Genomic DNA, 23,632 nt, shown 5'->3' with positions numbered 1-23,632 from the left:
TTGCTGCCGCGCGTGGCGCGCCCGGCGGCTGCCCTTTGCAGGGCAGCACAGGTGATATGCGGGAACCGTCGTCATCAGATCTGCGGCTCAAGCCGGCTGCTGTCGGCATAAAGCTTGCCGCCGCCGTAATAGGCGCTGATCTTTTCCTCCTCGAGGAGCGTGACCTGACGCGGGGAGGCGATAGTCGGCACGGTGGCGAAATGCTTGGCATAGATCGACTTGATCTTCACCTGGTTCGACCAGATCCGCACCAGCGTCATCGGGACCAGACGGGTGCCCTCGCCCCATTTCGGGTCGAGCTTGTATTCAAGATAGCGCACCAGCTGCTCGGGCTCGTCGATCCACATATCGGTGACCTCGCCCACGATCTCTCCGTCGCCGGACATCACGGGTAGGCCGCGTGGATCACGTCCGGCGGCAACGGCAAAGGCCTCGTTGGCCGACATCGGCACGATCTTGGGGTGGCCGTGGCCGTCCAGTTCCGGCACGTCCCGGCGGGGCGCCCAGGAGGCGGGGCCGACACCGTCGAGCATCGGATCGCCTGTCGGTTCCATCGGGAAGCCGTTGGCTTTCGACGTCCGGCGCAGGGCCAGATCCTTGCGGTCCGGGTTCTGTCCGCTGGGCACGGTCACCTCACCCCGGCCATGGGGCAATTTGAAGGTCTTGTCCTCGGGCAGGGGGTAGGGGCCCTGGTTCGGGGCCACGTTGCCGTCGTCATCCTCCATCGGATAGCCTTCGCGCATGTTCTCGCGCTGGATGTAGATGATCAGCAGCGCGAAGAAGCCGTAGAACAGCCAGAGCGTGAGGCTGGCGAGATCGAACTCTCCGAAAAATGCGTTTACCATGGGTTCTGTCCCTCCTTGTGGACGATGATCAGGTCGGGAAATCGGCCAGGCCCAATCTGGCCGGTCCCGGTTGTTGAAGTGACGCCGCCCCGGAGGTCCGCACAAGCGGTCCCAAGATGGCGAGTGTGACGAAAAGAAGAGCGATTTCAGTGTGATAGACGAAGGAGTAACCGACGGACGGGCTCATCATCCCTTCGCCGAACGCGCCTTGCATGGCGAGCGCGCCAATCCAGTCGCGCAGCGTGCCGCCAAGCGCGATGGCAACACCGGCGGCGGTGGCCTGTGCCGCACCCCAGGCACCGAGCGCGAGGCCACGACCGGCGAGCCCTTCGGCGGGCATGGTCATCGCGGCCATCAGCGTGGAGACGGCAAAGAGGCCCGCGCCAAAGCCGATCAGGCCCGCGCCAGCAAAGAAGAGAGGCGCGGAATTCATGGGTGCGGCGAAGATCACCATCGAAAACGCCCAGACGCCCGCCAGAACGCCAAGGCCCGCCAGACGGTACGCGTTGGACCCACGCCCCATCTGCCGCCCGGCATAGGCAAAGCCCAGAAGCGCTCCGCCAGCCCACATTGCGGTCAGAAGCGTGGTGGCGCTGACCGAGAGGCCAAGGATCTCACCGCCGTAAGGCTCCAGCAGCACGTCCTGCATGCTGAAGGCCATGGTGCCCACAAAGACACAGGCCAGCAGCCGCCCGGCGCGGCCACCGCGCGCGAAATCGGCCCAGGCATCGGCAAAGCGGGGGCGGGGCGCCTCCCGCTCCTTCCGGCTCATGGGGCGGACCTGTTCCTGCTTCCACAGCGCAATCAGGTTGAGCAGCACGCCCACGACAGCAGTGCCCTGAACGACGCGGATCAGTTGCAGATCGGAGTAATCCGACAGAAGCCAGCCGATGATCACCGCCGAAAGCCCCATGCCCACCAAGAACATGACGTATAGCAGTGCGACAACCCGGGGCCGCGTCTCATCCGTTGCCCGGTCGCTTGCCAGCGCCAGCCCAGCGGTCTGGGTCATGTGCAGGCCAAGGCCGGTCATCAGGAAGGCCAGCCCGGCCAGGACCTCTCCGGCAAAGGGAAGCTCATGCACGACATCGCCACCCAGCACCAGAAGGGCAAAGGGCATGATCGCCAGCCCGCCAAACTGCCACAGAGAGCCGAACCAGATGTAGGGCACCCGCTTCCACCCGATGGCAGAGCGATAGGTGTCGGACCGAAAGCCCAGAAGCGCGCGGAAGGGGGCGATCAGAACGGGCAGCGCGATCATCACCGCCACGATCATCGCGGGCACCGACAGCTCGACAATCATCACGCGGTTCAGCGTGCCCAACAGCATGACAGACGCCATGCCGACCGACACCTGAAACAGCGAGAGCCGCAGGATCTGGCTCAGCGGCAAATCCTCGCTGGCCGCATCCGCGAAGGGCAGCCAGGACAGGGAAAGCTCTTTGAGCCGGTTCTTCATCCTCGAAGCTCCATGGCCTGAGAAATGTAAAAGCCCGAAGTGATCTGATCGACGGGCCGCAAAAGCCGCCCGACTCCCTGTGCCTTCACGTCCCGCGCCAGACGCCCGTGATCATGCGGGATCATGACGGGGGAGCGGTCTGATCGGGGGAAGAGCTTGCCCGCATACCACATCGTCATCAGAAGCGGCGTGCGTGGGGCGACGGTGAATACGATGTTGCCTTGCGTGCGCGGCTCCAGCCGCTTCAGGGCTGCGCCAATGTCCGAGCCGGTGTAGTAGATCAGGCTGTCCATCGCGACGACATGGTCAAAACGGCCATGGGTGGCATCCAGCATATCGCCCGCCACATAAGTGATCCGCCGCAGCAATTCCGGAGGGGTGCGCAGCTTGGCGATGTCCACCAGCGAGGGCGAGATATCGCAGGCCACGACCTCCGCCCCCCGCCGTGCAAGCTCGACCGACATCTGCCCGGCGCCGCAACCCGCATCCAGCACCCGCTGCCCGCTCAGATCGGAAGGCAGGCGGGACAGAATCAGGTCACGCATCCGGTCGCGCCCGGCCCGCACTGTCTCGCGCACTTTCGACACCGGCGCATCGCTGGTGAGCCGCGCCCAGGTCTGGGTCGCGGTCCTGTCGAAATAGGTCTCGACGCGGGCGAGTGTCTGGTCGTAGGCGGTCACTTAATCGAACCCCAGAAGCTCAAAGATATCGCGGTCTTCCATCGGCGCGGGCGCCAGCGGCTCGGTCCCGGCCCACAGCGTTTCGGCCAGTCGGATGTATTCGGCGCGGGCCTCCACGATGTCCTGCTCGTCCGGCATCTCGAAAAGCGTTTTCTTCTTCAGACGCGACCGGCGGATCGCGTCGATATCCGGCATATGGGCAATCCGCTTGAAGCCGACGGTGTCGCAGAAGCGGTCCACCTCGTCGGTGTCCTTGCTGCGGTTGGCCACACATCCGGCCAGCCGGACGTTGTAGTTCTTGGACTTCGCCTGCACCGCCGCGATGATGCGGTTCATCGCATAGATGCTGTCGAAATCGTTCGCCGTGACGATCACCGCCCGGTCCGCGTGCTGTAGGGGGGCGGCAAACCCGCCACAGACCACGTCGCCCAGCACGTCGAAAAGCACCACGTCGGTCTCTTCCAGCAGATGGTGCTGCTTGAGCAGCTTGACCGTCTGCCCCACGACATAACCGCCGCAGCCCGTGCCCGCCGGCGGCCCGCCCGCTTCGACGCAGAGCACGCCGTTATAGCCTTCGGTCACGAAGTCCTCGGGCCGCAACTCCTCGGGATGGAAATCCACCTCCTTGAGAATGTCGATCACCGTGGGCTGCAGATGCCCCGTCAACGTAAAGGTGCTGTCATGCTTCGGATCGCAGCCGATCTGCAGCACGCGCTTGCCCAGCTTGGAGAACGCCGCCGACAGGTTCGACGAGGTCGTCGACTTGCCGATCCCGCCCTTGCCGTAGACGGAAAACACCTTGGCCCCCTCGATCTTCAAAGAGGCATCCTGATGCACCTGCACCGATCCTTCACCGTCCTGTCCCCGCAACACGGGGGGCGAGCGATCCAGAGGACTCATGCGACTTCCCTTTCCATCTCAGAACGTGCTCCCTCTTTCATCTTGCCGGATAAACTCCGGGGGGAATCGGCCCTTGGCCGATGGGGGGCTGGCCCCCCTGCAACGTCATCCATCTCCCAACCGCGCCGCCTCATTGCGCCGCGATCCCTTCAAGCTGATCCTCCAGCGCATCCGCCGCATCCTGAAGTGCTGCGAGCGTGTCCGCATCGGGGGACCAGTAGTTCCGGTCGTGGGCTTCCAGCAGACGGTTCGCCATCCGCGACGAGGCCGTCGGGTTCAGATCGGCAAGCCGCTGGCGCATCTCGTCATCCAGCACGAAGGTCTCGCTGATCCGCTGATAAACCCAGTCATCCACCTGGCCGGTCGTGGCCGACCAGCCCATCGTGTTCGTCACCTGCGCCTCGATCTGGCGCACACCTTCCGAGCCATGCTTGAGCAGGCCCTCGAAAAACTTCGGGTTCAGGCTGCGCGAGCGGGTCTCAAGCGCCACCTGATCCTTGAGGGTCCGCACCTTGCCGGTACCGCCCCGTGTCTGGTCGCTGATATAGACCGCCGCCTCTTCGCCCCGCGCCCGCTTCACCGCGCGGGAGATGCCGCCCAGCGTGTCGAAGTAATGGTCCACCGTGGTGACCCCCAATTCGACGGATTCGAGGTTCTGATAGGCCAGTTCGACATCCGCCAGCGCGCTTTGCAGCAGCTTCGGGTTCGCCGCCGCCTTGCCATCGACGCCGTAGGCAAAGCTCTTGCGCGCCTCGTAGGCGTCGGCCAGTTCGTCCTCATCCCCGAACGCACTGCTGTCGACCAGCACGTTCACGTTCGACCCATAGGCCCCTTCGGCGTTGGAAAAGACGCGAAGTGCTGCGGTCTTCATGTCCACGCCCATCTTCTCTGCATAGGCCAGCGCGTGGGCACGGATGAAGTTCTGCTCCAGCGGCTCATCGGCTTCGGCGCATTTCAGCGCCGCCTCGGCCAGCATGCGGGTCTGCAAGGGCAGCAGATCGCGGAAGATCCCCGACAGCGTCATGATCACGTCGATCCGGGGCCGACCCAGCTCGTCCAGCGGGATCAGATCCGCTCCGGCGAGCCGCCCGAAACTGTCGAACCGTGTCTTGCAGCCCATCAGCGCCAGCGCCTGTGCGATGGGGCCGCCATCCGATTTGATGTTGTCCGACCCCCACAGCACCAGTGCCACCGATCGCGGCAGGGTGGGATGGGTGTCGAGCAGCAATTGCGCCTGTTTCTCGCCATCGCGGCAGGCATATTCCGTGGGCATCCGGAACGGATCGAAGGCGTGGATATTGCGCCCCGTCGGCAGGATCTCGGTCGAGCGAATCAGATCGCCGCCCGGCACCGGCGGAATGTACCGCCCGTCCAGCGCCCGCATCATCGCGCGCAACTCCGTCTCCTGCATCAGCAGGCGTTCGACCCGTGCGCGGGTCTCGGGATCGGCATCCGCGATCACGTCGAGATATTCGCTGCGCGCAATGTCGCTCAGCGGCTGGCCCACTACATGCAGCCCATCGGGGATCAGCGCGTCTTCGGTCTCCAGAAGCTTCAGCCAGAGCGTTTCGGCATCCGCCCCGCCCATATCCACGGCCTCGGCCTGCTCGGCGATCAGTGCCTCAAGCTCGCCGCGCTCAGGTGCGTGCGGTGCCAGGCCCCGCCAGCGCGTCAGGCTGTCCTTCAACTCCGCCAACCCCTTGTAGAGACCGGAGGCAGCCAGAGGCGGGGTCAGATGAGTGATGGTCACCGCATTGGTGCGCCGCTTGGCCAGCGTCGCTTCGCTGGGATTGTTGGAGGCATAGAGATAGACGTTCGGCATGTCGCCGATCAGGCGGTCAGGCCAGTCCGCGCCCGAGGGGCCCGCCTGCTTGCCGGGCATGAATTCCAGCGCGCCATGCATGCCGAAATGCAGGAGTGCGTCGGCCTGGAACGTGTTCTTCAGCCAAAGGTAGAAGCTGGTAAAGGCATGGGTCGGGGCAAAGCCTTTCTCGAAGAGCAGCCGCATCGGGTCGCCTTCATAGCCGAATGTCGGCTGAAGCCCGATGAAGACCTTGCCGAATTGCGCGCCCAGAATGAACACACCGCGCCCGTCCGACTGGATACGGCCGGGGGCCGGACCCCATTGCGCCTCGATCTCGTCAAGCCACGGCGTTTGCGCGACGATCTGATCGGCGCTGACATGGTCGGCCACGTTGGCCTCTTGGCCGTATTGCTGGGCGGTACCTTTCAACACGGCCTCGCGAAGGGCCTCGACGCTTTCGGGCGGCTCCAGATCGTAGCCTTGCGCTTTCAGGGCATGCAAGGTGTTGAAAAGGCTTTCAAAAACGCTGAGGTAAGCAGCGGTTCCCGCAGCGCCTGCATTGGGCGGGAAGCCAAAGAGGATGATCCCCAGCTTCCGCTCCGCCACTTGCGAGCGTCGCAGAAGCGCCAGTTTCTCGGCCCGGAGAACAAGCTGGTCGATCCGCTCGGGGCAGGGGGCCATGGCCTTGGGCTCACATCCCGCGCTGCAGGTGTATTTGCAGCCGAGGCATCCTTCGGGCCCGTGGCGTCCCGCGAAAACGGTCGGGTTGGTGGCCCCGTCAAGCTCCGGCAGGGCGATCAGCATCGTCGTCTCGATGGGCCCAAGGCCGGAGGCCGACGCTGCCCATTGGCCCAGCGTCTGGAATTCCAGCGGATGCGCGGCGAGATAGGGGATATCCAGCTCCGACAGCACATCCACCGCCGCGTCGCTGTCATTATAGGCCGGACCACCCACAAGGCTGAAGCCGGTCAGCGAGACCATCGCGTCGATTTTCGCGCCATGCTCGCCCTGAAAGTAAGAGGAGATCGCGGGCCGACCGTCCAGACCCCCGGCAAAGGCCGGTAATACGCGGATGCCCCGCGCCTCAAAGGAGCGGATCACGCTGTCGTAATGCGCGGTGTCCGAACTCAGCACGTAGGAGCGCATCATCAAAAGACCGATCGTGGCCTTGGGCTCGGCCGGTCCGGGCACACGGTCGGGATCGGTAGTGATCCGTTCCGGCAGGTCGGGGTGGTAGAGGCCGACATCGGGGTACTCCACCGGTGCTGCCGCTTCGGGAGCGGCCTTCCAGCCGGTATCCTTGGCATAGCGGTTCAGCAGGAAGCGGATCATCGCCTCGACATTGTCGTCCGACCCGCCCAGCCAGTATTGCATCACCAGAAACCACGCGCGCAGGTCCTGCGACTTGCCGGGGATGTATTTCAGGATCTTCGGCAGCCGGCGCAGCAGCGTCATGTTCTTCTGGCCGGAATTGGACGAGGGCTTGGACGAGCCGCGCAGCTTCTTGAGAAACTTCATCGCCCCCGTGGCCGGCGCCGACATGTCCAGGGCGCCCATCCGGGTCAGCTTGACGATATCGGCATCGGCTACGACCCCGATCATCGCGTCGCAATCGGGGCGCCTTGCGCGTAGGGCGGGCAGGATGCGGGCGACGTGCTCTTCGAGAAACAGCAGGTTGGCGACGACGATATCGGCGTTCAGCACCGCCTCTTCCGCAGCCTCGAAGGCGCCCGGCGTCTCGCCCCACTCGGCGGCGGCATGGATCGAAAGGCTCAGACCCGGATAGTCACGCGACAGCGTCTCCATCGCGCGTTCAGCGGGGCCTGCCGCGTGGCTGTCCAGCGTGACGATGACCACGCGGTAGCCGGGCATGCGGCCTCCCCCTATGCCAAGATCATCGCGCATAATGAGCCTTCGCTTCGTAGAGTGTATCGACGGAAATCTCGCTCACACCGCGCTCCATCGCGAAGGTCTCGGTGTTGCGCCGCGCCTTGCCGCGCACGAAGAAGGGGATCTTCTTGAGCTCCTTCTCCGCATCTGCAAGCCAGATCACATTGGCATCGTTCCCCTGCTTCTTTGGGTCCGAAATATCCCGGGGGGAAGCCGCAGGCTGGGGGGCTGGCCCCCCCTCGACATCCGGTTTGCGCGCATGACCGCCGTGATGAGACGGACCGGCCGCATCGTGAAACTCGAAATCCTCTCGGAACATGTGCAGCAGATGCTCTTCCAGCCCCATCACCAGCGGATGCACCCAGGTGTCGAAGAGCACATTTGCCCCTTCGATTCCCATCTGCGGCGAATACCGCGCCGGGAAATCCTGCACATGGACGGGGGCAGAGATCACCGCGCAGGGAATGCCCAGGCGCTTGCCGATATGCCGCTCCATCTGGGTGCCCAGGATCATCTCGGGCTGGAGCTTTTCGATCACCTGTTCGACCTCGAGGTAATCGTCGGTGATCGTCGCTTCGACGCCGAACGCCTTGGCCACCTTGCGGATGTCGCGGGCCATTTCGCGGTTGTAGCAGCCCAGGCCCACCACTTCGAAGCCCATCTCGTCGCGAGCGACCCGGGCGGCGGCTTTCACATGCGTACCGTCGCCGAAGAGGAACACCCGCTTGCCGGTCAGATACGTGCTGTCCACGGATTTCGAATACCAGGGCAGGCGCAGGCGGCTTTCGTCGAGATAGGGGGTCAGGCCGGTGATCTCAGCCACTTCGGTCACGAAATCGCGGGTGGCGCCGACACCGATGGGCACGACCTTGGTGTAGGGCTGGCCCAGCTCCCGCTCCATCCAGCGCGCTGCGGTCTCGGCGGTTTCGGGATACATCAGCACGTTGAAATGCGCAGCCCCCAGCCGGGCGATGTCCGACGGCGTGGAGGTCATGGGCGCGACCACGTTCACCTCGATGCCCATATCGGACAGAAGTCCGGTGATCTCGGTGATGTCGTCACGGTGCCGGAAGCCGAGGGCCGTCGGGCCGATCAGGTTCGCGGTAACCCGCTTTGTCCGCTCCATCGGCTTGGCGAGCGTGCGCACGATCTGGAAAAAGGTCTCGTCGGCGCCGAAATTCTCTTTCCGCTGGTAGGAGGGCAGTTCCAGCGGAATCGTTGGGACGGGGATGCCCATCGTTTCGGCCATGCCGCCCGGATCGTCCTGGATCAGCTCGGCCGTGCAGGAGGCACCGACGATGATGGCTTCGGGCTTGAAGCGGTCATAGGCATCCTGGCAGGCGGTTTTGAAGAGGTTTGCCGTGTCGCTGCCCAGATCACGCGCCTGAAAGGTCGTGTAGGTGACCGGCGGGCGGTGATCACGCCGCTCTATCATGGTAAAGAGCAGATCGGCATAGGTGTCGCCCTGCGGGGCGTGCAGCACGTAGTGCAGACCCTTCATGCCGGTGGCGACGCGCATGGCGCCGACATGGGGCGGGCCTTCATATGTCCAGACGGTGAGTTTCATGGGCGACCTGCGTGGGGGGCAGCCCTCACACCTCCGGATTTTGAAGAGGGGGCCTGGTCGAGTTGAAGAAGGTTGGAACGGCGCAGCGGGCGGGAGAAGAGACCCGCCAGATCACCGGCCTGTTCGTAGAAATGAACCGGGGTGAAGACCAGTTCGATGGCCCATTTGGTGGCAAGGCCCTCCGCCTCCAGCGGATTGGCAAGGCCCAGCCCGCAAACGGTGAGGTCGGGGCGGGCCGTGCGGCAGCGGTCGAGCTGCAGATCCACGTCCTGGCCTTCCGAGATCACCGGCCCCGCGGCGAGGAGGTCCAGGTCGGGACCGACGAGCCCCTTGTGGATAAAGGGCGCGCCGACTTCGATGGCTTCCATCCCGCATTCGCGGGTCAGGAACCGCGCCAGCGGAATCTCAAGCTGGCTGTCGGGGAAAAAGAAGATTGATTTCCCCCGCAACACTTCGGAGGCCTGTGCGATGGCTTTGCGCGCCCGCGCGCGGGGCGCATCTGTCACGCGGGCAAAGGTTTCTTCATCCACGCCGAATTCGCTCGCGATGGCGCGCAGCCAGGCCGTGGTGCCTTCCTCGCCGAACGGGAAGGGCGCCGGGATATGGCGTGCGCCCCGACGCTCCAATGCGGCATGGGTGTCGCCCAGGAAGGGTTGGGTCAGCGCAAAGACGGTGTTTTCGCCAATGGCCAGATCACTGTCAGCGCGCGGGGCCGGCAGAACGCGGATGGGGCCGATGCCCATATCGCTCAGCAGCGAGACGGCTTGCTCCTCCACCACATCCGGCAGGGCGCCGACCAGAACAAGCTCTCGCGTGTCTGTGCCCGGCAGGACCGGCACCATGGAGGCCAGGCAGGCATCCTCGCCCTGCGTAAACGTCGTCTCGATCCCCGAGCCGGAGAAGTTCAGCACCCGAACCGAAGGCGCATAGCGCTCGGTCAGCCGTTCGGCAGCGCGCTGCAGGTCGAGTTTGATGACTTCCGACGGGCAGGAGCCCACCAGGAAAAGCTGTTTGATATCTGTCCGGCGGGCAAGGAGGCGGTCCACCTCGCGGTCCAGCTCTTCCTGCGCATCGGCAAGGCCGGCCAGGTCGGTTTCCTCAAGGATCGCGGTGCCAAAACGCGGTTCGGCAAAGATCATCACGCCGGCGGCCGATTGCAGCAGATGCGCGCAGGTCCTTGAGCCCACCACCAGGAAAAACGCATCCTGCATCTTGCGGTGCAGCCAGATGATGCCTGTCAGCCCGCAGAACACTTCGCGCTGGCCGCGCTCTTTCAGGATTGGCGTGTTTCCGCAGCCGGATTGGGGCAGGGGGGAGAGGTCGTTCATGCCGGCACCTCCGTCGCGGCGGCCTGCAAGCGGGCGGCGCGCAGTTTCAGGACAAATTGACCGGCATTGATCACGTAGGCCGCATAGGCGGCGAGGGCGATGAGCATCTGGCCCTGGCTGTCGAGCGCGCCGGTCCAGAGCGCCCATATATAAGCGGTGTGCAGCGCGATCACGACAAAGCTGAACACATCTTCCCAGAAGAAGGCCGGAGCAAAGAGATACTGGCCGAAGACCACCTTCTCCCAGATCGCACCGGTCACCATGATGATGTAAAGAAAGGCGGTCTTGATCAGGATCGACCAGGTTGCGGCGACGTATCCTTCGCCGGTCCAGAGATAGCGCATCACCAGAAAGACCGAGATGGCAAAAGCGATGAATTGCAAGGGCGCGAGAACGCCCTGGATCGGCGTCCAGATGGTGCGATCACGGCGCTGGCGCTCTTCGGGGGTGTATAGTCCCGGCGGCACAGTCTTGGCGTGAACGTGGTCTGGCAAGGCCGACTCCCCCATTGGCTTAGCTTGTCTCAAAGGCAGGGTATCGCTGGCATCACCAAAGTGTCAATTAAAACTTACACTCTAAAATTGGAATGCGTCACGAGCAATTAACACGATCATATGCCTGAAAAATAACAGAAAATGAGCGTGCTGCGATGGATTGTGCTGGTTCTCATGCAATTCTGCACGGCTTGGGCGGCAGAACTGTCAATTTACTTTGACATTTCGCCATCAGAAGCTGACACTAGGACACGCGCAGTGATTCAGCGTTAGTCTGCGGTTCGCGCAGCTGCTGCGCTTTGCCAGGGATGAGACGATGACACATGAATGTCTGAGTGGAGGAGCACCGGAACAGCCCCCATCACTGTCGGCTGTGGGCGATTTGGCGATGCAGGTCGTGTCGGTGCTGAGCGCAAGACAGGCCGAAAGTCAGCGGGGCGCGGTGAGGCCCTATATAAGTAGTCTTCTCGACAAGCGAATCGTGGCCCGTGGCCCCTTCAACGCGACCGATATGCTGGAGGAGCTGAGAGGATTTCACCTTGGTGACGATGCGATCATAAACGACTACATCCCGGTCTCGGCCCGTCGGATCGGAGAGAAATGGGTGGCAAGCGAGCTTGGTTTTGCCGATGTCACGATCGCAACGGTGCGTCTTCAGAGCCTTTTGACAGAAGTGGCCTATTCGGACACGTCGCTTTGCCCGATCTCGGATGTTCCCCTGCACGTGCTGATGGTGATTCCCGAAAGCGATCAGCATACATTGGGCGGGTTCGTCGCGGCGGCCCAGTTGCGCCGAAGGGGTGCCAGTGTTGACGTCATGTGCGGTGAAAAAGAAGACGAAGTTGTCGCGCATTGTGCAAGCGGATCCTTCGATGCGGTGATGTTCAGTTGTTCGAAAGCCGGTGCCCTTGATTCTATTGGTCAAATTGTTAAACAAACGAGACTACGGCTGTCCCGCCGTCCGGTATTTGCCTTGGGCGGGATCGTTCTTAACTATATTGCGAATGTCCAAAGGCTGACGGGTGTCGATCTGGTAGCTCAGGATGTAGAGACGGTGGTCACCTATTGCGAGCAACGTTCGATACTGAGCCCGAAGCAGGCGGTGAGATGAATACCCGCGGCTCCACGTTCTGGAGCAGCGGAGCTGTTCCATTGGTCGAGCCGGAAACCCTCAGCAGCATCATCGCAGCCGCCTCCGATGTCGCGTTGGTCGTATCGTCTGATCAAAAGATCCTGTCGGTGCTTCTGAATGCGCATGACGAAAGCTATGGAAATCTGGACCATTGGGAAGGGCGCCAGATCGAAGAGTTCCTGTCGGATGAAAGCGTGCCCAAGTTCAAGGACGCGCATGCGGTCTTTCTGTCGGGCTCGGACCTCAAGAAACAGCTTGAGCTGAACCATACCGACAATGCGGCCTGGGAATTCCCGATTCGCTATACGTTCCACCGCATCGGCAAGGAAGACACGGTGCTGATGCTGGGCCGGGACCTGCGCCCGATTGCCGAAACGCAGCAGCAGTTGGTCCAGGCGCAGATTGCGCTGGAAAAGGGGTATGAAGCGCGCCGGGAATTCGACGCGCGCTATCGCGTGTTGCTGGCCAGCACCCGAGATGCGATTCTGTTCGTATCGGTCCGGGACGGACGGATCCGCGACATCAACGATCCGGCTGCAGTGCTTCTAGGCGGCAGCAAGGATCAACTGACCGGGTCGCTTCTGTCTCAGGCGGTGCATGATCGTGGATCCGGCGAACTGATGGAGAGCCTTTTGAACGCCTCCATGGCTGACAAAGACGGATTTATCCTGTTGCAAACCCAGAACGGGCGCCGATCGGTGAAAGTCACACCATCGGTGTTCCGCGCCGCCGGAGAGCGGGTGGTCATCTGCCGGATCGAAGCGGAAGGCGCGGATCAGGCGGTCGACGATCAGTTGACGACGAATATGTCATCGCTTTACCGCGACAGCAGCGATGCGTTGCTCTTTACCGACGAAAAGGGCGTGATCGCGTCGGCCAATGACAGTTTCCTTGAGTTGATCGACGCGGCGCATCTGGCCGATGTGCGCGGGCGCAGCCTGGGGGATTTCCTCAGCCGCGGACAGATCGATCTCAGCATGCTGATCGAGAATTCAAAGCGTGGCGGGCAGATGCGGATCTACTCTACCAAGCTGGTGAACGATTTCGGGTCCAAGCTCTCGGCGGAGATTTCGACGACCTATCTCAGCGATGCGGCCCATCCCGCCATCGCCTTCATCATCCGCGATGTCAGCCGTGTCGAAGCGGTGCGCCAGAACGCGGCCCCCGGCCCGGACGAGGCCAGCCGCAACGTGATGGAGCTGGTGGGCTCGGCCACCCTGAAGGAGATCGTGTCGGAGACCACGGATGTGGTCGAAAAGATGTGTATCGAAACGGCGGTGAACCTGACGCGCAACAACCGCGTCGCCGCGGCGGATATGCTGGGGCTGTCGCGTCAAAGCCTTTATGTGAAGTTGCGCAAATACGGCCTTCTGAACAAGGAAAAGGATCGCTAAAGGGCGATCCCGCGCAGGGCCCTTATTGCTTCAAACACGCAGCATGTCTTGATGCGGTCGAGGCCACCTATACGGCTGCGCCCAGCAAGCGGATCGTTCAGCCAAGCACGGCGCTGTTGCGAAAAACCCTGGCTTGTCTTATCCAGAAGACGGTCGGCAGACACCCAGGCGTCACTGCTCCTTTCGGAGGGCTAAACCTGCCATAAGACGAAATCCCACATCGCATTGAGTAGGGCGTCGTTTCGTGAAGTCAGTGACCGGCGAACCAGCACCGCGCCCGACCTGGATGCATCATGACAAAAACACCCATTCCCTTGCACGCTGAGGATCTGACCGTTTTCACACGGGCACTGGCAAAGCAGCTCGGCCCGCAGCGGCCCTCTCATCTGACCCTGATGAACATGATTGCCCGTGCGGCGGGGTATCAGAATGTGCAGCACATGCGATCCGCCTCGGCGGCAGAGATGCGTATGGCCACACGACAGGATGAGCCGCCCGCGGATGCCCGTTTGGTGGAACGCACGCTTTACCAATTCGATGAAGGCGGGCGATTGCGGCAATGGCCCGCCAAGCGCGCCGTCCAGAACCTTGCACTTTGGGGGCTTTGGGCGACATTGCCCGCCAATGCGGTCCTCAAAGAGAAGGACATCAACGCACATCTCGCAAAGGAACATCTGTTCCAGGACGCGGCAACATTGCGGCGCACGATGATTTCCTGCGGCTTGATGTCCCGAAAGACGGACGGCACGGATTACGTGAGGATCGAACAGAAACCCACAGCTGATGCGAAGGCCGTTATCCAGGTGCTGAGCATGCGGCGGCGGGCCCGTCTGTTGAAGGCGCCCACGCGGGATGCCTAGCGGCACTTGCTTGCACGGTGCTGTCCGGATCTCGGCTTATGCCAAACGTCCTGCTCCGAATGCCAGCCGGAAGTGCACCGGGCACTATTTTACCTTTGCCGACGAGGGGCCGTTTCGCGGCCCGGCAGAAAAAGAAGGGCTGAGGTCCAGTCTTCTTCTCGATCCAAATACGGTCGCCGAAGGCGAAGCGCCGCCCCGTGGGGCGGCGCTTTCCATGCCGGACGTTCACCAAAAGAGCGTCACTCTGCCCAGCTTACCCCGGTCAGATCCGTCGCCTGTGTTGGTGCATTGGCCCAAAGACCCTGCACGCCGGCCTTGGCCACCACCGGATTGGCAAGCTGGAAGAGATAGCCGTTCACATAGTCATCCGCGATAATGGTCTGGGCCTGCTGCATCAGCGCTGTCCGCTCCTCCGGGTCCGTGGTCCCGTTGAGCGTCGTCATCAGGTCCTGGAATTCCGGGTTGTCGTACTGGAAATAGTAATCCGGCCTTGCGTAGATCCCGATATCCATCGGCTCGGTATGGCTGACGATGGTCAGACCGAAATCCTTGCCGCGAAAGACCGTCTCAAGCCACTGCGCCCATTCGACATTGGTGATCTGAGCGCGGATACCCACCTCCGCCAGTTGCGCCGCGATGATTTCTCCCCCGCGCCGCGCATATGAGGGCGGCGGCAGGTGCAGCGTCGTCTCGAACCCGTCGGCAAAGCCCGCTTCGGCCAGAAGCGCGCGGGCCTTGTCCGGGTCATAGGCGGATTGGCCGGTCAGATCGACATAGGCCGGATTGTGCGGCGCGAAATGCGTGCCGATGGGCGTGCCATAGCCGAACATCGCCCCGTCGATGATCGCCTGCCGGTCGATGGCATGGGCCAGCGCCTGACGGACCTTCAGATTGTCGAATGGCGGCTGCTTGTTGTTGGTGCTCAGGATCGTTTCACCCTCGGTCGAGCCGACAAGGACCTGAAAGCGCGGATCGGCCTCGAATTGCGGCAGATTTTCCGGGGCGGGAAAACCGGTGAAGACGTCCACATCCTCCGCCATCACTGCGGCAAAGGCGGCGGTGGGGTCGGAGATGAACTTGAACGTCACATTTTCCAACGCGGGCGCCTCACCCCAATAATCTGCATTGCGCGTCAGGTCGATCCTGTCTCCCTGCACCCATTCGGCAAAGGTGAAGGCGCCCGTACCCACCGGGGTCTGCTTGATCCCCTCGATGCTTTCGGGCGCCACGATCACCGCGTCGCCCCATGCCATGTTGAAAAGGAAATTGCCGTTGGGTTCGGCCAGCGTGACCTGCACGGTCAGCGGATCGACGACCGTGACATCGGTGATCCCCTCGAACAAAGGTTTCTGCGCATTCACGCTGTCCTCCGCCCGCGCGCGGTCGAGGCTGAATTTCACGTCCTCCCCGTCCATCGCGCTGCCGTCGTGAAAGGTCACGCCCTCGCGCAGTTTGAACGTATAGACCGTGCCGTCATCCGAGATTTCCCAGCTTTCGGCCAGACCCGGCACGACCGATCCATCCGCCATGAAGCGGGTCAGCCCCTCGAACACATTGGAATAAAGCACACTGTCGATGGCGCCTGCGGCGGCACTTGTCGGATCCAGATGCGGCGGTTCAAGCTGCATGGCCACGGTGATATCGGTCTTGGCCTGCACCGCGGTCATGCCGGCCATCAACGCGAAGGCGCTCGCTGTGGCGAGACGCGTGAAGTGTCGTGTCATCGTGATCTCCCTGACGGTGGCCGATGTCATCCATGCCCGGCCCATTGGCCGGTATCTTTGGCAAAGAGGCGCCCTGAGACAAGGGGGGAAATCGTTATCCGCCCCAGCGTGCAAGCACCTCCTGTGCTGTCACATGGCCTGCATCGCCATGGGTCGGCGGATCGGTTGGGGTGCCCGAAAAGCGGGGGCAGGGGCCGGGCTGCAGGATGCCGTCGGTTTCGACAAACGTGCCGCGCGCGCGGTTATGCGGATGGTCCGGCGCTTCGGTCATCGACAGGACCGGCGCGCAGCAGGCATCGACCTCTTCCAGAATTTGGGCCCACTCCTCACGCGATTTCGTAAGGAACATCTCGCGCAAGGCTGCCTGCATGGGCGCCTGGGCGGCAGGGTCGTATTGCTTGCCAAAGACCGGATTATCGGACTGGCCGATATGATCCAGAAGTGTTGCAAAGAATTGCGGTTCGATCGCGCCAAGGGCGACATAGCCGCCGCATTGCGTCTCATAGCATTGATACCAGGCCGATCCGCCATTCAGCAGATTGCCGCCGCGCATGGCGTCATTCCAGGCGCCTCCGGCTTTCAGACCGTATTGCATCACCATCATCAAGGCCGCGCCGTCCGACATCGCCACATCGACGACCTGACCCTGACCGCTTTGCCGCGCCGACAGAACCGCGGCCAGAACGCCTGCCACAAGCATCATGCCGCCGCCCGCCAGATCGGCGATGATGTTCTGCGGCGGCGGGGGCGGGGTGCCTGCGGGGCCGATGGACCAGAGCGTCCCGGTGATCGCCATATAGGTCAGATCATGCCCCGCACGATTCTTAAGCGGGCCGTCCTGACCCCAGCCGGTCATCCGTGCGTAGACCAAGGCCGGGTTGCGCGCACGCATCTCCTCTGGTCCGAGGTCCAGCCGCTCCATCACGCCCGGACGATAGCCTTCGACCAGAACCTCGGCCCGGTCGATCAGCTCCACGGCTTGTGCGTGATCTTCGGGCTGGCGCAGATCCAGCACCAAAGAGCGGCGCGAGCGGTCGTAGAGGTTATGCTTTTGCTCCAGCCCAAAGAGCGGGCCCTGACCCGGGCGCGCAATACGCATCACCTCTGCCCCCATATCGGCGAGCATCATGCAACCGAAGGGCGCGGGGCCGAGCCCTGCCATCTCCACCACCCGCAGGCCTTTCAGCGGTCCATTCCGGTCCAGCATGTCGCGATCCTCCCGCGGTGCAGGTTCTGGCGACCGTCGGGCGAGGTCAAGCGCGATCACACCGCGCTGCGCATCCTGTATCCGGGGGGGAAAAGCAGGCGCACCGCAGTCACAGGCCGGTCCCCATCCCAGGTGCTGCGCTGCAGCTCAAAAAGGGCGGCGCCGGCTGTTGTGCCCAGCCTCTCCGCATCTTCGGCGGTGGCGGCTGTGGCAGACAGCACCATCTCTCCGGTCGAGAGGGGGACCTGTCGCAACAGAACCTCATTAGCCGACATCGCGGCGAAATCGATCTGGTGCAGGCCGGGCAGGGCGGTCGGATTGATCCAGCGATCTTCAAGGCAGTAGGGCTGATCATCCGCCAGATGCAGGGTCTTGAGGTGCAGAAGATCACGGGCTTCGGTCAGCCGCATCCGCCGCTGCACTTCCAGGTTCGCGGGCTCTGTCCGCTGATCCAGCAGCATATGGCGGTAGCGCGCGCCGGTTTCTTCGATCTCCGCGCGCAGAAGCGGCACGCGAAACGCCGCATGTTTGACCGGGAGGGAGGCCACCTTTGTGCCAGCGCGCCGCCGCCGCTCCAACAGGCCGTCGGCGGCAAGGGATTGAAGCGCGCGGTTCACGGTCGCGCGGGAGCATCGAAATTCGGTCGCAAGATCCGCCTCTGAGGGGATGAAATCGCCGGGCCGCCACTCTCCAACGCTCATGCGGCGTTCGGCTTCGGCGCGGATCGCCTGCCAGCTTTGCGTCATAGCGCTGCCCTCAACCTGCCTGTGGTTTCGCGATAGCGGGCGCGTATCGCGTCGCGCCGAATGTGCCGGCCGTCCCGCACGATATGGCGGCCAGCAGACCACAGATCGGTGATCGCGTCCTTTGGCGGGGCGAAAATCAGGGTGTCGAGCAGCGCGTCGTCCGACGCACTGGCGAGATCGGGATGGGAACGTTGGATCCCCACCAGATCGGCAAGCGCGCCGGGCGTTATCTCTCCGGCCTGTCGCCCGCAGGCCTGCGCGCCGCCTGTGCAGACCGCCTGCCACAGATACCGTCCCGTTCCCAATGTTTGGGTGGCCAGGATGGCGCGCCCCTGATCGCGCAAGCGCTGTCCGTATTCGAGCAGTCTGAGTTCTTCGAACAGGTCGATGCGAATATTGCTGTCCGAGCCGGTGCCAACCTGCCCGCCCGCCCCCATGTACCGCGCCCCATCAAAAAGACCGTCCCCCAGATTGGCCTCGGTAATGGGGCAGAGGCCGGCGACCGCGCCGCTTTGCGCAAGGGCCGTGGTTTCGGCCGGCGTCATTTGGGTACAGTGGATCGGACACCAACGCGGACCCACCTCGGCATTTTCTAGAAGCCACTCGACAGGTCTGGCGCCCAGCACGGTTTGAACCTCGTCCACTTCGGCCTGCTGTTCGGCAAGGTGGATGTGAACCGGCCCCCGGATCTGCTGGGCCAGTGCCAATCCTTCGGCATCCACAGCGCGCAGGGAATGGGGGGCGACGCCAAGTACCGCATCTTCGGGCAGTCGCGCGATGTGCGTCTGCGCAGCTTCGTGCAGCTTGGCAAAGCCGTCAGGGGTGTTGCCGAACCGGTCTTGTCCGGGCCCAAGAGGTCGGCCATCGCATCCCCCGCGCTGATAGAGGACTGGCAGTAAAGTCAGGCCAAGCCCGCTTTGGTCCGCGGCCTCGACAATCCGACCCGCCATCTCGGCGATGTCGTCATAGCGCATGCCGCCGACCGCGTGATGGAGGTAATGAAACTCACCCACCGCAGCGAACCCGGCCTCTGCCATCTCCATCTGCACATAGGCCGCGATCGCGCCGACATCCTCTGGCGTGAGGTGATCGAGGAACCTGTACATCAGGTCGCGCCATGTCCAGAAGCTGTCGGACCCTCCGGGCCCGCGCCGTTCCGTCAACCCCGCCATTGCGCGCTGAAAGGCATGACTGTGCAGGTTTGCCGGCGCGGGGAGGAGCAGGTCAACCGGATGACCCTGCGGCGCATCCCCGACTGCAACCGACGTGATGTGCTGGTTTTCCAGAAATACGTTCACATCTTTGGCCCAGCCTGTCGGCAACAAGGCGATACGGGCGTGAATGCAGGTCATGTGGCGGCCTTTGTTTTCGGAATATGTTTATACATATTCTCTGTCCGCCGCAAAGATACCCGTTTTTACCGCAGCGGCGACTTTGGTCGTGCACAAAGTGCCAATCAACGGCGTTATCTGCGCCTCTACGGAAAACGCCGCGATCCGGTGTAGGACGTGTTGAGTTCTCCAAGTTGTGAGACTTGGCACATAAACGAATTCAGCTCGCCAGCATTCCAATTGATGACACTGAAGCAGGGCGCGCACGTCTTGCCACTGTGCGGCTGACGTCCGGTCTGAGCCCAAGTTGATGGGTGCTGCGGCAGCCTCGAATGGCTGTCTTGGGGTCTGAGATGTTGAAAGGGGATTTGCCTACGGGTGTTCCCCGACCCAAGCACAATGGGCGCAGGCAACAGTGGATTTGTAATTCTTGACAAGACCTTCAGTAATCGGGTCGAGTGAGCCAAGCTCTGCTCTCAAAGCTGAAATCTGTGAGGGTTCAGTTCGAGGCTTGGCGACACTATCGGCGTGCTCGAACGACCTATGGTCGTAGTCGTCGAGCCAATCGGCCCCGGTACCAAAGACATCCTCGTTCCTGTAGATGCCCAATTTACCATCAAGCAACCACCATTCATGGTCGCCGTCACAGGTTGGGCATTGGAAGCCGCCGTTCTCTCCGAAGGTCAGCCAGGTCGCAAAGTCGATCTCACACTTGGCGGCGGCCAAACCAGACGCGAAGTAGTGAGACGGACGCACCTTATAAGCCTCGATGGTTAATGCTCCAATTTTGGGCAGGCTCTTTTCGAATTCTTTCGCTGCAGCATGGCCAATCGGAGTTTCCAACCATGGACTGCCGGGGGTGCAGGAAACGCCAGAGTAATCGGAATGGGCAGGTTGCTGCCCTGCCAGCGCCAAACCGCCCAATAGATTCACGATCATAAGCCGCGGTTCGCCTGTCAGGTGTTCGGCGAGACGCAACAAATGCGGGATAGCTAGGTAACTGGCAGGATAGGTCGTCCCTTGATGCAGCAGCGCTGAGAAAAAGAGGTAGTCGGCTGCATCGTCACTCCAATCCTTCTCTAGTTCCGCCAAAAGCACATTCGCGCCAATCCCGTAGCAGTGCGGAGCCTCGTCCCAGACAGGGTCATCATACGGAAATGGCGTCATGGCAGTTCATTTATCGAAGAAGCCAATTACTTCGAAAGCAGTCATTTGCAGAAACGCAGCGAAAGTCAACGTGTCCCACAGAGCGGTCATCTACTGGCATGCCTTCGATGTCTGGTTTGTGGAATGAAGCGGTGACTTGATAGGGATGAAGAACCCGATTTTGGGGCCCAAAGCATGAGTCTGTTTTGCAGGACATCACCTAAATTTCACCCCACGGGCCAGATTGCGGTAATAGGTGTTATGTATAATATGGCTGCGACGCCACTAATTCGGCAACTCCCTGCCTGCGCCTGAAAAGAATTCCATGACGGCGGCCTGATCTTCGCCGCCAAGCCCGGCGGCTGTCAGCATCCTGTGGATCTCGGCGCAGAGCGCGGTCATGGGCATTGAAGTGCCCGTGTCACGGGCCAGGTCCTGAACGGCGTTCAGGTCCTTTACCATGTTGTCGATCCGACCCGTGCGGCGATAGTCCTTGGTGGCAAATCGCGGCATGTATTCCTGCAGCAAGGCGCTGTCCGCACGACCCCCCTTCAGCGCGATGGGGATCCGCGTCGCGTCCACCCCGGCATCTTGGGCAAGCTGGGTCGCCTCGGCCACGGCGAGAAACCCAAGACCGCACAGCACCTGATTGATCAGTTTCGTGGTTTGGCCCGCACCAGCAGGGCCCATATGAGTGTAGTTAACTGCGACGTGCCGCAAGACGCGGTGCGCCTGCGCGACGTCGTCCTCCGTGCCGCCGGCCATCAGCGTCAGCTCCCCGATCAGCGCCTTTGGGGCGCCGCCTGAAAGCGGGCAGTCGACCCATCTTAGGCCCCTTTCCTGTGCCTTGGTGGCCAGGGCCCGGGTCGTCACCGGGTCAATGGACGACATGTCGATGATCAATGTGCCAGTTTTTGCCCCATCGGCAATGCCGTCAGGTCCGAAAGCGGCGCGTTCGACGATATTGGCGGAGTTCAGGCTGGTGATCACGAAATCACTGGCCTCAGCGGCCTTGGCGGCAGAGGATGCAGCCTTGGCGCCCTTTTCCACCAGGGCTTTGACCCGGTCGGTGTCGAGATCAAACACCGTCAGTTGATTGCCGGTTTCAAGCAGACGCTCTCCGATGGCGCCGCCCATCGCTCCGGCGCCGATCAATGCCACAGTCTCGGTCATATCAATCTCCTAAAGGGATGCGGTGATGCCACCATCGACAAACAGCGTGTGGCCGTTCACAAAGCTTGACGCATCGGAAGACAGGAACACACACGCCCCCACCAGCTCTTCCACCTTGCCCCATCGTCCGGCGGGCGTGCGTTTTTCCAGCCACTCGGTAAAGGCCGGGTCCGCGACCAGCGCCGCATTCAACGGTGTTTCGAAATATCCCGGAGCAATGGCATTACATTGCAACCCGTGGTGCGCCCAGTCGGTGGCCATACCTTTGGTCAGGTTCGCCACGGCGCCTTTCGTTGCCGTGTAGGGTGCGATGCCTGGCCGCGCCAGGGCGGTTTGAACGGAGGCGATGTTGATGATCTTACCGCGTCCCCGTCCGATCATGTGACGGGCACAGGCCTGTCCAACGTGGAAGACCGAGGCGATATTCGTCTGAAGAAGCTTCTCAAACGCATCCGCGGGAAAGTCTTCGAGAGGGGCACGATGTTGCATGCCTGCATTGTTCACAAGGATGTCGATCGGTCCGCTCTGCGCCTCGAAGTAATCGACCGCATCCCGGACGGCATTGGGATCGGTTGCGTCGAACGCCAGCGTTTCCACCTTCGCGCCGCTGTCGCGGAGTAGATCGGCTGCCGTCGCCAGCTTGCCTTTATCCCGTCCGTTCAAGACGACGTCCGCGTCCGCGTCTGCCAAACCCCGCGCGAGGGCCAGGCCGATCCCTTGAGAAGATCCCGTGACCAGCGCGCGTTTGCCCTGCAGTGAAAAAAGTGCCACGCTCATCCATACCCCCTGTTTCCGCTTGCCACGGCTTTATGTTACCGATAACAAACAGCGTCAAGTGTTATCGGTCACATCGCGCTGTGGCCTAAAGAAATATGCGCAAATCCCAGCGCGCGGATAAGCCCAGAATCGAAAGACAATCCATGAAAGCCATCGTTATCCACGCCGCGAAGGATCTCAGGATCGAGGATCACGAACATGCCGATCCCGGCCCCGGTGAGGTTCTCGTGTCAGTAGCGGCGGGCGGCATCTGCGGGTCGGACCTGCATTATTTTCAGCATGGTGGGTTTGGCACTGTCCGGCTGCGTCAGCCCATGATCCTGGGTCACGAAGTGTCCGGCCACGTTGACCGGGTGGGCGCCGACGTCACCGGCCTGGAGGAGGGGCAGCTGGTTGCAATCTCTCCGTCCAGGCCCTGTCAGTCCTGCAGGTTCTGCCATGCGGGTCAGCACAATCATTGTCTGAACATGCGCTTTTACGGCTCGGCCATGCCCTTCCCGCATATCCAGGGGGCGTTTCGCGAAAAACTGGTGGCGGATGCGACCCAATGCGTGCCCGCCGAGGGCCTCAGTGCTGGTGAAGCGGCGATGGCGGAGCCGCTGTCGGTCTGTCTGCATGCCGCCAAGCAGGCGGGTGATATCATGGGCAAGCGGGTGCTCGTGACTGGATGCGGCCCGATCGGCCTGCTTGTGATCCTGGTGGCGCGTGCCGCTGGTGCGGCAGAGGTGGTGGCGACGGACCTTACACCTTTCACCTTGCAAAAGGCCCGCGAGATTGGTGCCGACCTGGCCGTGAATGTAGCCGAGGCATCAGACCCCTTGAGCGCGTTTCAGGCTGACAGGGGTCATTTTGACGTTCTTTTCGAATGCAGTGGGGCTGCCGCCGCTCTGGCCAGCGCAGTGCCGGCGATGCGCCCGGGCGGCGTGATCGTTCAGCTTGGATTGGGGGGCGATATGACCCTGCCGATGCAGGCGATGACGGCAAAAGAACTTGAGATACGCGGCTCCTTTCGGTTCCACGCAGAGTTCCCGTTGGCTGTCGAGATGATGCGAAAGGGGTTTATAGATGTGAGCCCTCTGATCACGCACAGCTTCGACATGAAAGATGCGGTGCCAGCGTTTCAGATGGCATCCGACAGGTCTCAGGCAATCAAGGCTCAGATCCGGTTCGGCTGA

19 protein-coding genes are annotated in these 23,632 nt (G+C 62.3%); 4 read left to right on the top strand and 15 right to left on the bottom strand.

Annotated elements, in window-relative coordinates; translation table 11 throughout:
• Positions 1-74: 74 nt before the first annotated feature.
• The 8 genes from puhA to bchF all read right to left on the bottom strand — a co-directional run bounded on the left by puhA (position 75) and on the right by bchF (position 10,967).
• The gene (gene puhA / locus CFI11_RS23740; protein ID WP_130410206.1) at positions 75-845 is read right to left on the bottom strand and encodes a photosynthetic reaction center subunit H; all 771 of its coding nucleotides are present in this window, start codon (positions 843-845) and stop codon (positions 75-77) included.
• Positions 846-873: 28 nt separating this feature from the next.
• Positions 874-2,304, bottom strand: coding sequence for a PucC family protein (locus tag CFI11_RS23735; protein WP_130410205.1), 1,431 nt, complete (start codon positions 2,302-2,304; stop codon positions 874-876).
• On the bottom strand, positions 2,301-2,984 hold the full coding sequence (bchM, locus tag CFI11_RS23730) for a magnesium protoporphyrin IX methyltransferase (protein WP_130410204.1): 684 nt from the start codon (positions 2,982-2,984) through the stop codon (positions 2,301-2,303). The genes CFI11_RS23735 and bchM overlap by 4 nt, the downstream gene beginning before the upstream one ends.
• On the bottom strand, positions 2,985-3,884 hold the full coding sequence (gene bchL, locus CFI11_RS23725) for a ferredoxin:protochlorophyllide reductase (ATP-dependent) iron-sulfur ATP-binding protein (protein WP_130410203.1): 900 nt from the start codon (positions 3,882-3,884) through the stop codon (positions 2,985-2,987).
• 130 nt (positions 3,885-4,014) lie between these two features.
• Complete coding sequence (locus tag CFI11_RS23720; protein WP_130410202.1) at positions 4,015-7,593, bottom strand: magnesium chelatase subunit H; 3,579 nt, start codon at positions 7,591-7,593, stop codon at positions 4,015-4,017.
• Complete coding sequence (gene bchB, locus CFI11_RS23715) at positions 7,583-9,145, bottom strand: ferredoxin:protochlorophyllide reductase (ATP-dependent) subunit B (RefSeq protein ID WP_130410201.1); 1,563 nt, start codon at positions 9,143-9,145, stop codon at positions 7,583-7,585. The genes CFI11_RS23720 and bchB overlap by 11 nt, the downstream gene beginning before the upstream one ends.
• Entirely contained in the window at positions 9,142-10,473 is a 1,332-nt protein-coding gene (locus tag CFI11_RS23710) for a ferredoxin:protochlorophyllide reductase (ATP-dependent) subunit N (protein ID WP_130410200.1), read from the bottom strand. Before CFI11_RS23710 ends, bchB begins: the two co-directional genes overlap by 4 nt.
• Positions 10,470-10,967 (bottom strand): 2-vinyl bacteriochlorophyllide hydratase, encoded by a 498-nt coding sequence (bchF, locus tag CFI11_RS23705; protein WP_254449121.1) that lies wholly within the window; start codon positions 10,965-10,967, stop codon positions 10,470-10,472. The genes CFI11_RS23710 and bchF overlap by 4 nt, the downstream gene beginning before the upstream one ends.
• A gap of 316 nt (positions 10,968-11,283) precedes the next feature.
• On the opposite strand from bchF, the gene CFI11_RS23700 reads away from it, so the two are divergent.
• The 3 genes from CFI11_RS23700 to CFI11_RS23690 all read left to right on the top strand — a co-directional run bounded on the left by CFI11_RS23700 (position 11,284) and on the right by CFI11_RS23690 (position 14,353).
• The gene (locus tag CFI11_RS23700) at positions 11,284-12,078 is read left to right on the top strand and encodes a cobalamin-dependent protein (protein ID WP_130410198.1); all 795 of its coding nucleotides are present in this window, start codon (positions 11,284-11,286) and stop codon (positions 12,076-12,078) included.
• Entirely contained in the window at positions 12,075-13,493 is a 1,419-nt protein-coding gene (gene ppsR, locus CFI11_RS23695; RefSeq protein ID WP_130410197.1) for a transcriptional regulator PpsR, read from the top strand. Before CFI11_RS23700 ends, ppsR begins: the two co-directional genes overlap by 4 nt.
• Positions 13,494-13,786: 293 nt before the next feature.
• The gene (locus CFI11_RS23690) at positions 13,787-14,353 is read left to right on the top strand and encodes a DUF2087 domain-containing protein (protein WP_130410196.1); all 567 of its coding nucleotides are present in this window, start codon (positions 13,787-13,789) and stop codon (positions 14,351-14,353) included.
• 239 nt (positions 14,354-14,592) lie between these two features.
• On the opposite strand, the gene CFI11_RS23685 is transcribed toward CFI11_RS23690, so the two are convergent.
• The 7 genes from CFI11_RS23685 to CFI11_RS23655 form a co-directional block, all read right to left on the bottom strand.
• Entirely contained in the window at positions 14,593-16,077 is a 1,485-nt protein-coding gene (locus tag CFI11_RS23685; protein ID WP_130410195.1) for an ABC transporter substrate-binding protein, read from the bottom strand.
• Positions 16,078-16,171: 94 nt separating this feature from the next.
• Positions 16,172-17,284: a CaiB/BaiF CoA-transferase family protein gene (locus CFI11_RS23680; RefSeq protein WP_130410194.1), complete on the bottom strand. Its 1,113-nt coding sequence runs from the start codon at positions 17,282-17,284 to the stop codon at positions 16,172-16,174.
• A 56-nt stretch (positions 17,285-17,340) separates the two neighbouring features.
• A complete protein-coding gene (locus tag CFI11_RS23675) occupies positions 17,341-18,030 on the bottom strand; it encodes a UTRA domain-containing protein (protein ID WP_130410193.1) in 690 nt (229 codons plus the stop codon).
• Positions 18,027-19,382, bottom strand: coding sequence for a formimidoylglutamate deiminase (locus CFI11_RS23670; RefSeq protein WP_130410192.1), 1,356 nt, complete (start codon positions 19,380-19,382; stop codon positions 18,027-18,029). Before CFI11_RS23670 ends, CFI11_RS23675 begins: the two co-directional genes overlap by 4 nt.
• Positions 19,383-19,733: 351 nt before the next feature.
• Entirely contained in the window at positions 19,734-20,528 is a 795-nt protein-coding gene (locus CFI11_RS23665; protein WP_130410191.1) for a hypothetical protein, read from the bottom strand.
• A gap of 264 nt (positions 20,529-20,792) precedes the next feature.
• Positions 20,793-21,680: an NAD(P)-dependent oxidoreductase gene (locus CFI11_RS23660; protein WP_130410190.1), complete on the bottom strand. Its 888-nt coding sequence runs from the start codon at positions 21,678-21,680 to the stop codon at positions 20,793-20,795.
• 9 nt (positions 21,681-21,689) lie between these two features.
• Positions 21,690-22,457, bottom strand: coding sequence for an SDR family oxidoreductase (locus CFI11_RS23655; protein WP_130410189.1), 768 nt, complete (start codon positions 22,455-22,457; stop codon positions 21,690-21,692).
• Positions 22,458-22,600: 143 nt separating this feature from the next.
• Between CFI11_RS23655 and CFI11_RS23650 the strand changes: the two genes are divergently transcribed.
• Positions 22,601-23,632: an L-idonate 5-dehydrogenase gene (locus tag CFI11_RS23650; protein WP_130410188.1), complete on the top strand. Its 1,032-nt coding sequence runs from the start codon at positions 22,601-22,603 to the stop codon at positions 23,630-23,632.

Source organism: Thalassococcus sp. S3 (assembly GCF_004216475.1).
Lineage (GTDB): Bacteria > Pseudomonadota > Alphaproteobacteria > Rhodobacterales > Rhodobacteraceae.
Note: the sequence above shows the minus strand (reverse complement) of the source record. Positions and strands in the feature narration are given on the sequence as shown.

What these genes read in the sequence shown, in the direction of transcription:
- puhA (WP_130410206.1), bottom strand. Translation starts at nt 845, where the DNA reads ATGGTAAACGCATTTTTCGGAGAGTTCGATCTCGCCAGCCTCACGCTC.
- CFI11_RS23735 (WP_130410205.1), bottom strand. Translation starts at nt 2,304, where the DNA reads ATGAAGAACCGGCTCAAAGAGCTTTCCCTGTCCTGGCTGCCCTTCGCG.
- bchL (WP_130410203.1), bottom strand. Translation starts at nt 3,884, where the DNA reads ATGAGTCCTCTGGATCGCTCGCCCCCCGTGTTGCGGGGACAGGACGGT.
- CFI11_RS23720 (WP_130410202.1), bottom strand. Translation starts at nt 7,593, where the DNA reads ATGCGCGATGATCTTGGCATAGGGGGAGGCCGCATGCCCGGCTACCGC.
- bchB (WP_130410201.1), bottom strand. Translation starts at nt 9,145, where the DNA reads ATGAAACTCACCGTCTGGACATATGAAGGCCCGCCCCATGTCGGCGCC.
- CFI11_RS23710 (WP_130410200.1), bottom strand. Translation starts at nt 10,473, where the DNA reads ATGAACGACCTCTCCCCCCTGCCCCAATCCGGCTGCGGAAACACGCCA.
- CFI11_RS23700 (WP_130410198.1), top strand. Translation starts at nt 11,284, where the DNA reads ATGACACATGAATGTCTGAGTGGAGGAGCACCGGAACAGCCCCCATCA.
- ppsR (WP_130410197.1), top strand. Translation starts at nt 12,075, where the DNA reads ATGAATACCCGCGGCTCCACGTTCTGGAGCAGCGGAGCTGTTCCATTG.
- CFI11_RS23690 (WP_130410196.1), top strand. Translation starts at nt 13,787, where the DNA reads ATGACAAAAACACCCATTCCCTTGCACGCTGAGGATCTGACCGTTTTC.
- CFI11_RS23685 (WP_130410195.1), bottom strand. Translation starts at nt 16,077, where the DNA reads ATGACACGACACTTCACGCGTCTCGCCACAGCGAGCGCCTTCGCGTTG.
- CFI11_RS23680 (WP_130410194.1), bottom strand. Translation starts at nt 17,284, where the DNA reads ATGCTGGACCGGAATGGACCGCTGAAAGGCCTGCGGGTGGTGGAGATG.
- CFI11_RS23675 (WP_130410193.1), bottom strand. Translation starts at nt 18,030, where the DNA reads ATGACGCAAAGCTGGCAGGCGATCCGCGCCGAAGCCGAACGCCGCATG.
- CFI11_RS23670 (WP_130410192.1), bottom strand. Translation starts at nt 19,382, where the DNA reads ATGACCTGCATTCACGCCCGTATCGCCTTGTTGCCGACAGGCTGGGCC.
- CFI11_RS23665 (WP_130410191.1), bottom strand. Translation starts at nt 20,528, where the DNA reads ATGACGCCATTTCCGTATGATGACCCTGTCTGGGACGAGGCTCCGCAC.
- CFI11_RS23660 (WP_130410190.1), bottom strand. Translation starts at nt 21,680, where the DNA reads ATGACCGAGACTGTGGCATTGATCGGCGCCGGAGCGATGGGCGGCGCC.
- CFI11_RS23655 (WP_130410189.1), bottom strand. Translation starts at nt 22,457, where the DNA reads ATGAGCGTGGCACTTTTTTCACTGCAGGGCAAACGCGCGCTGGTCACG.
- CFI11_RS23650 (WP_130410188.1), top strand. Translation starts at nt 22,601, where the DNA reads ATGAAAGCCATCGTTATCCACGCCGCGAAGGATCTCAGGATCGAGGAT.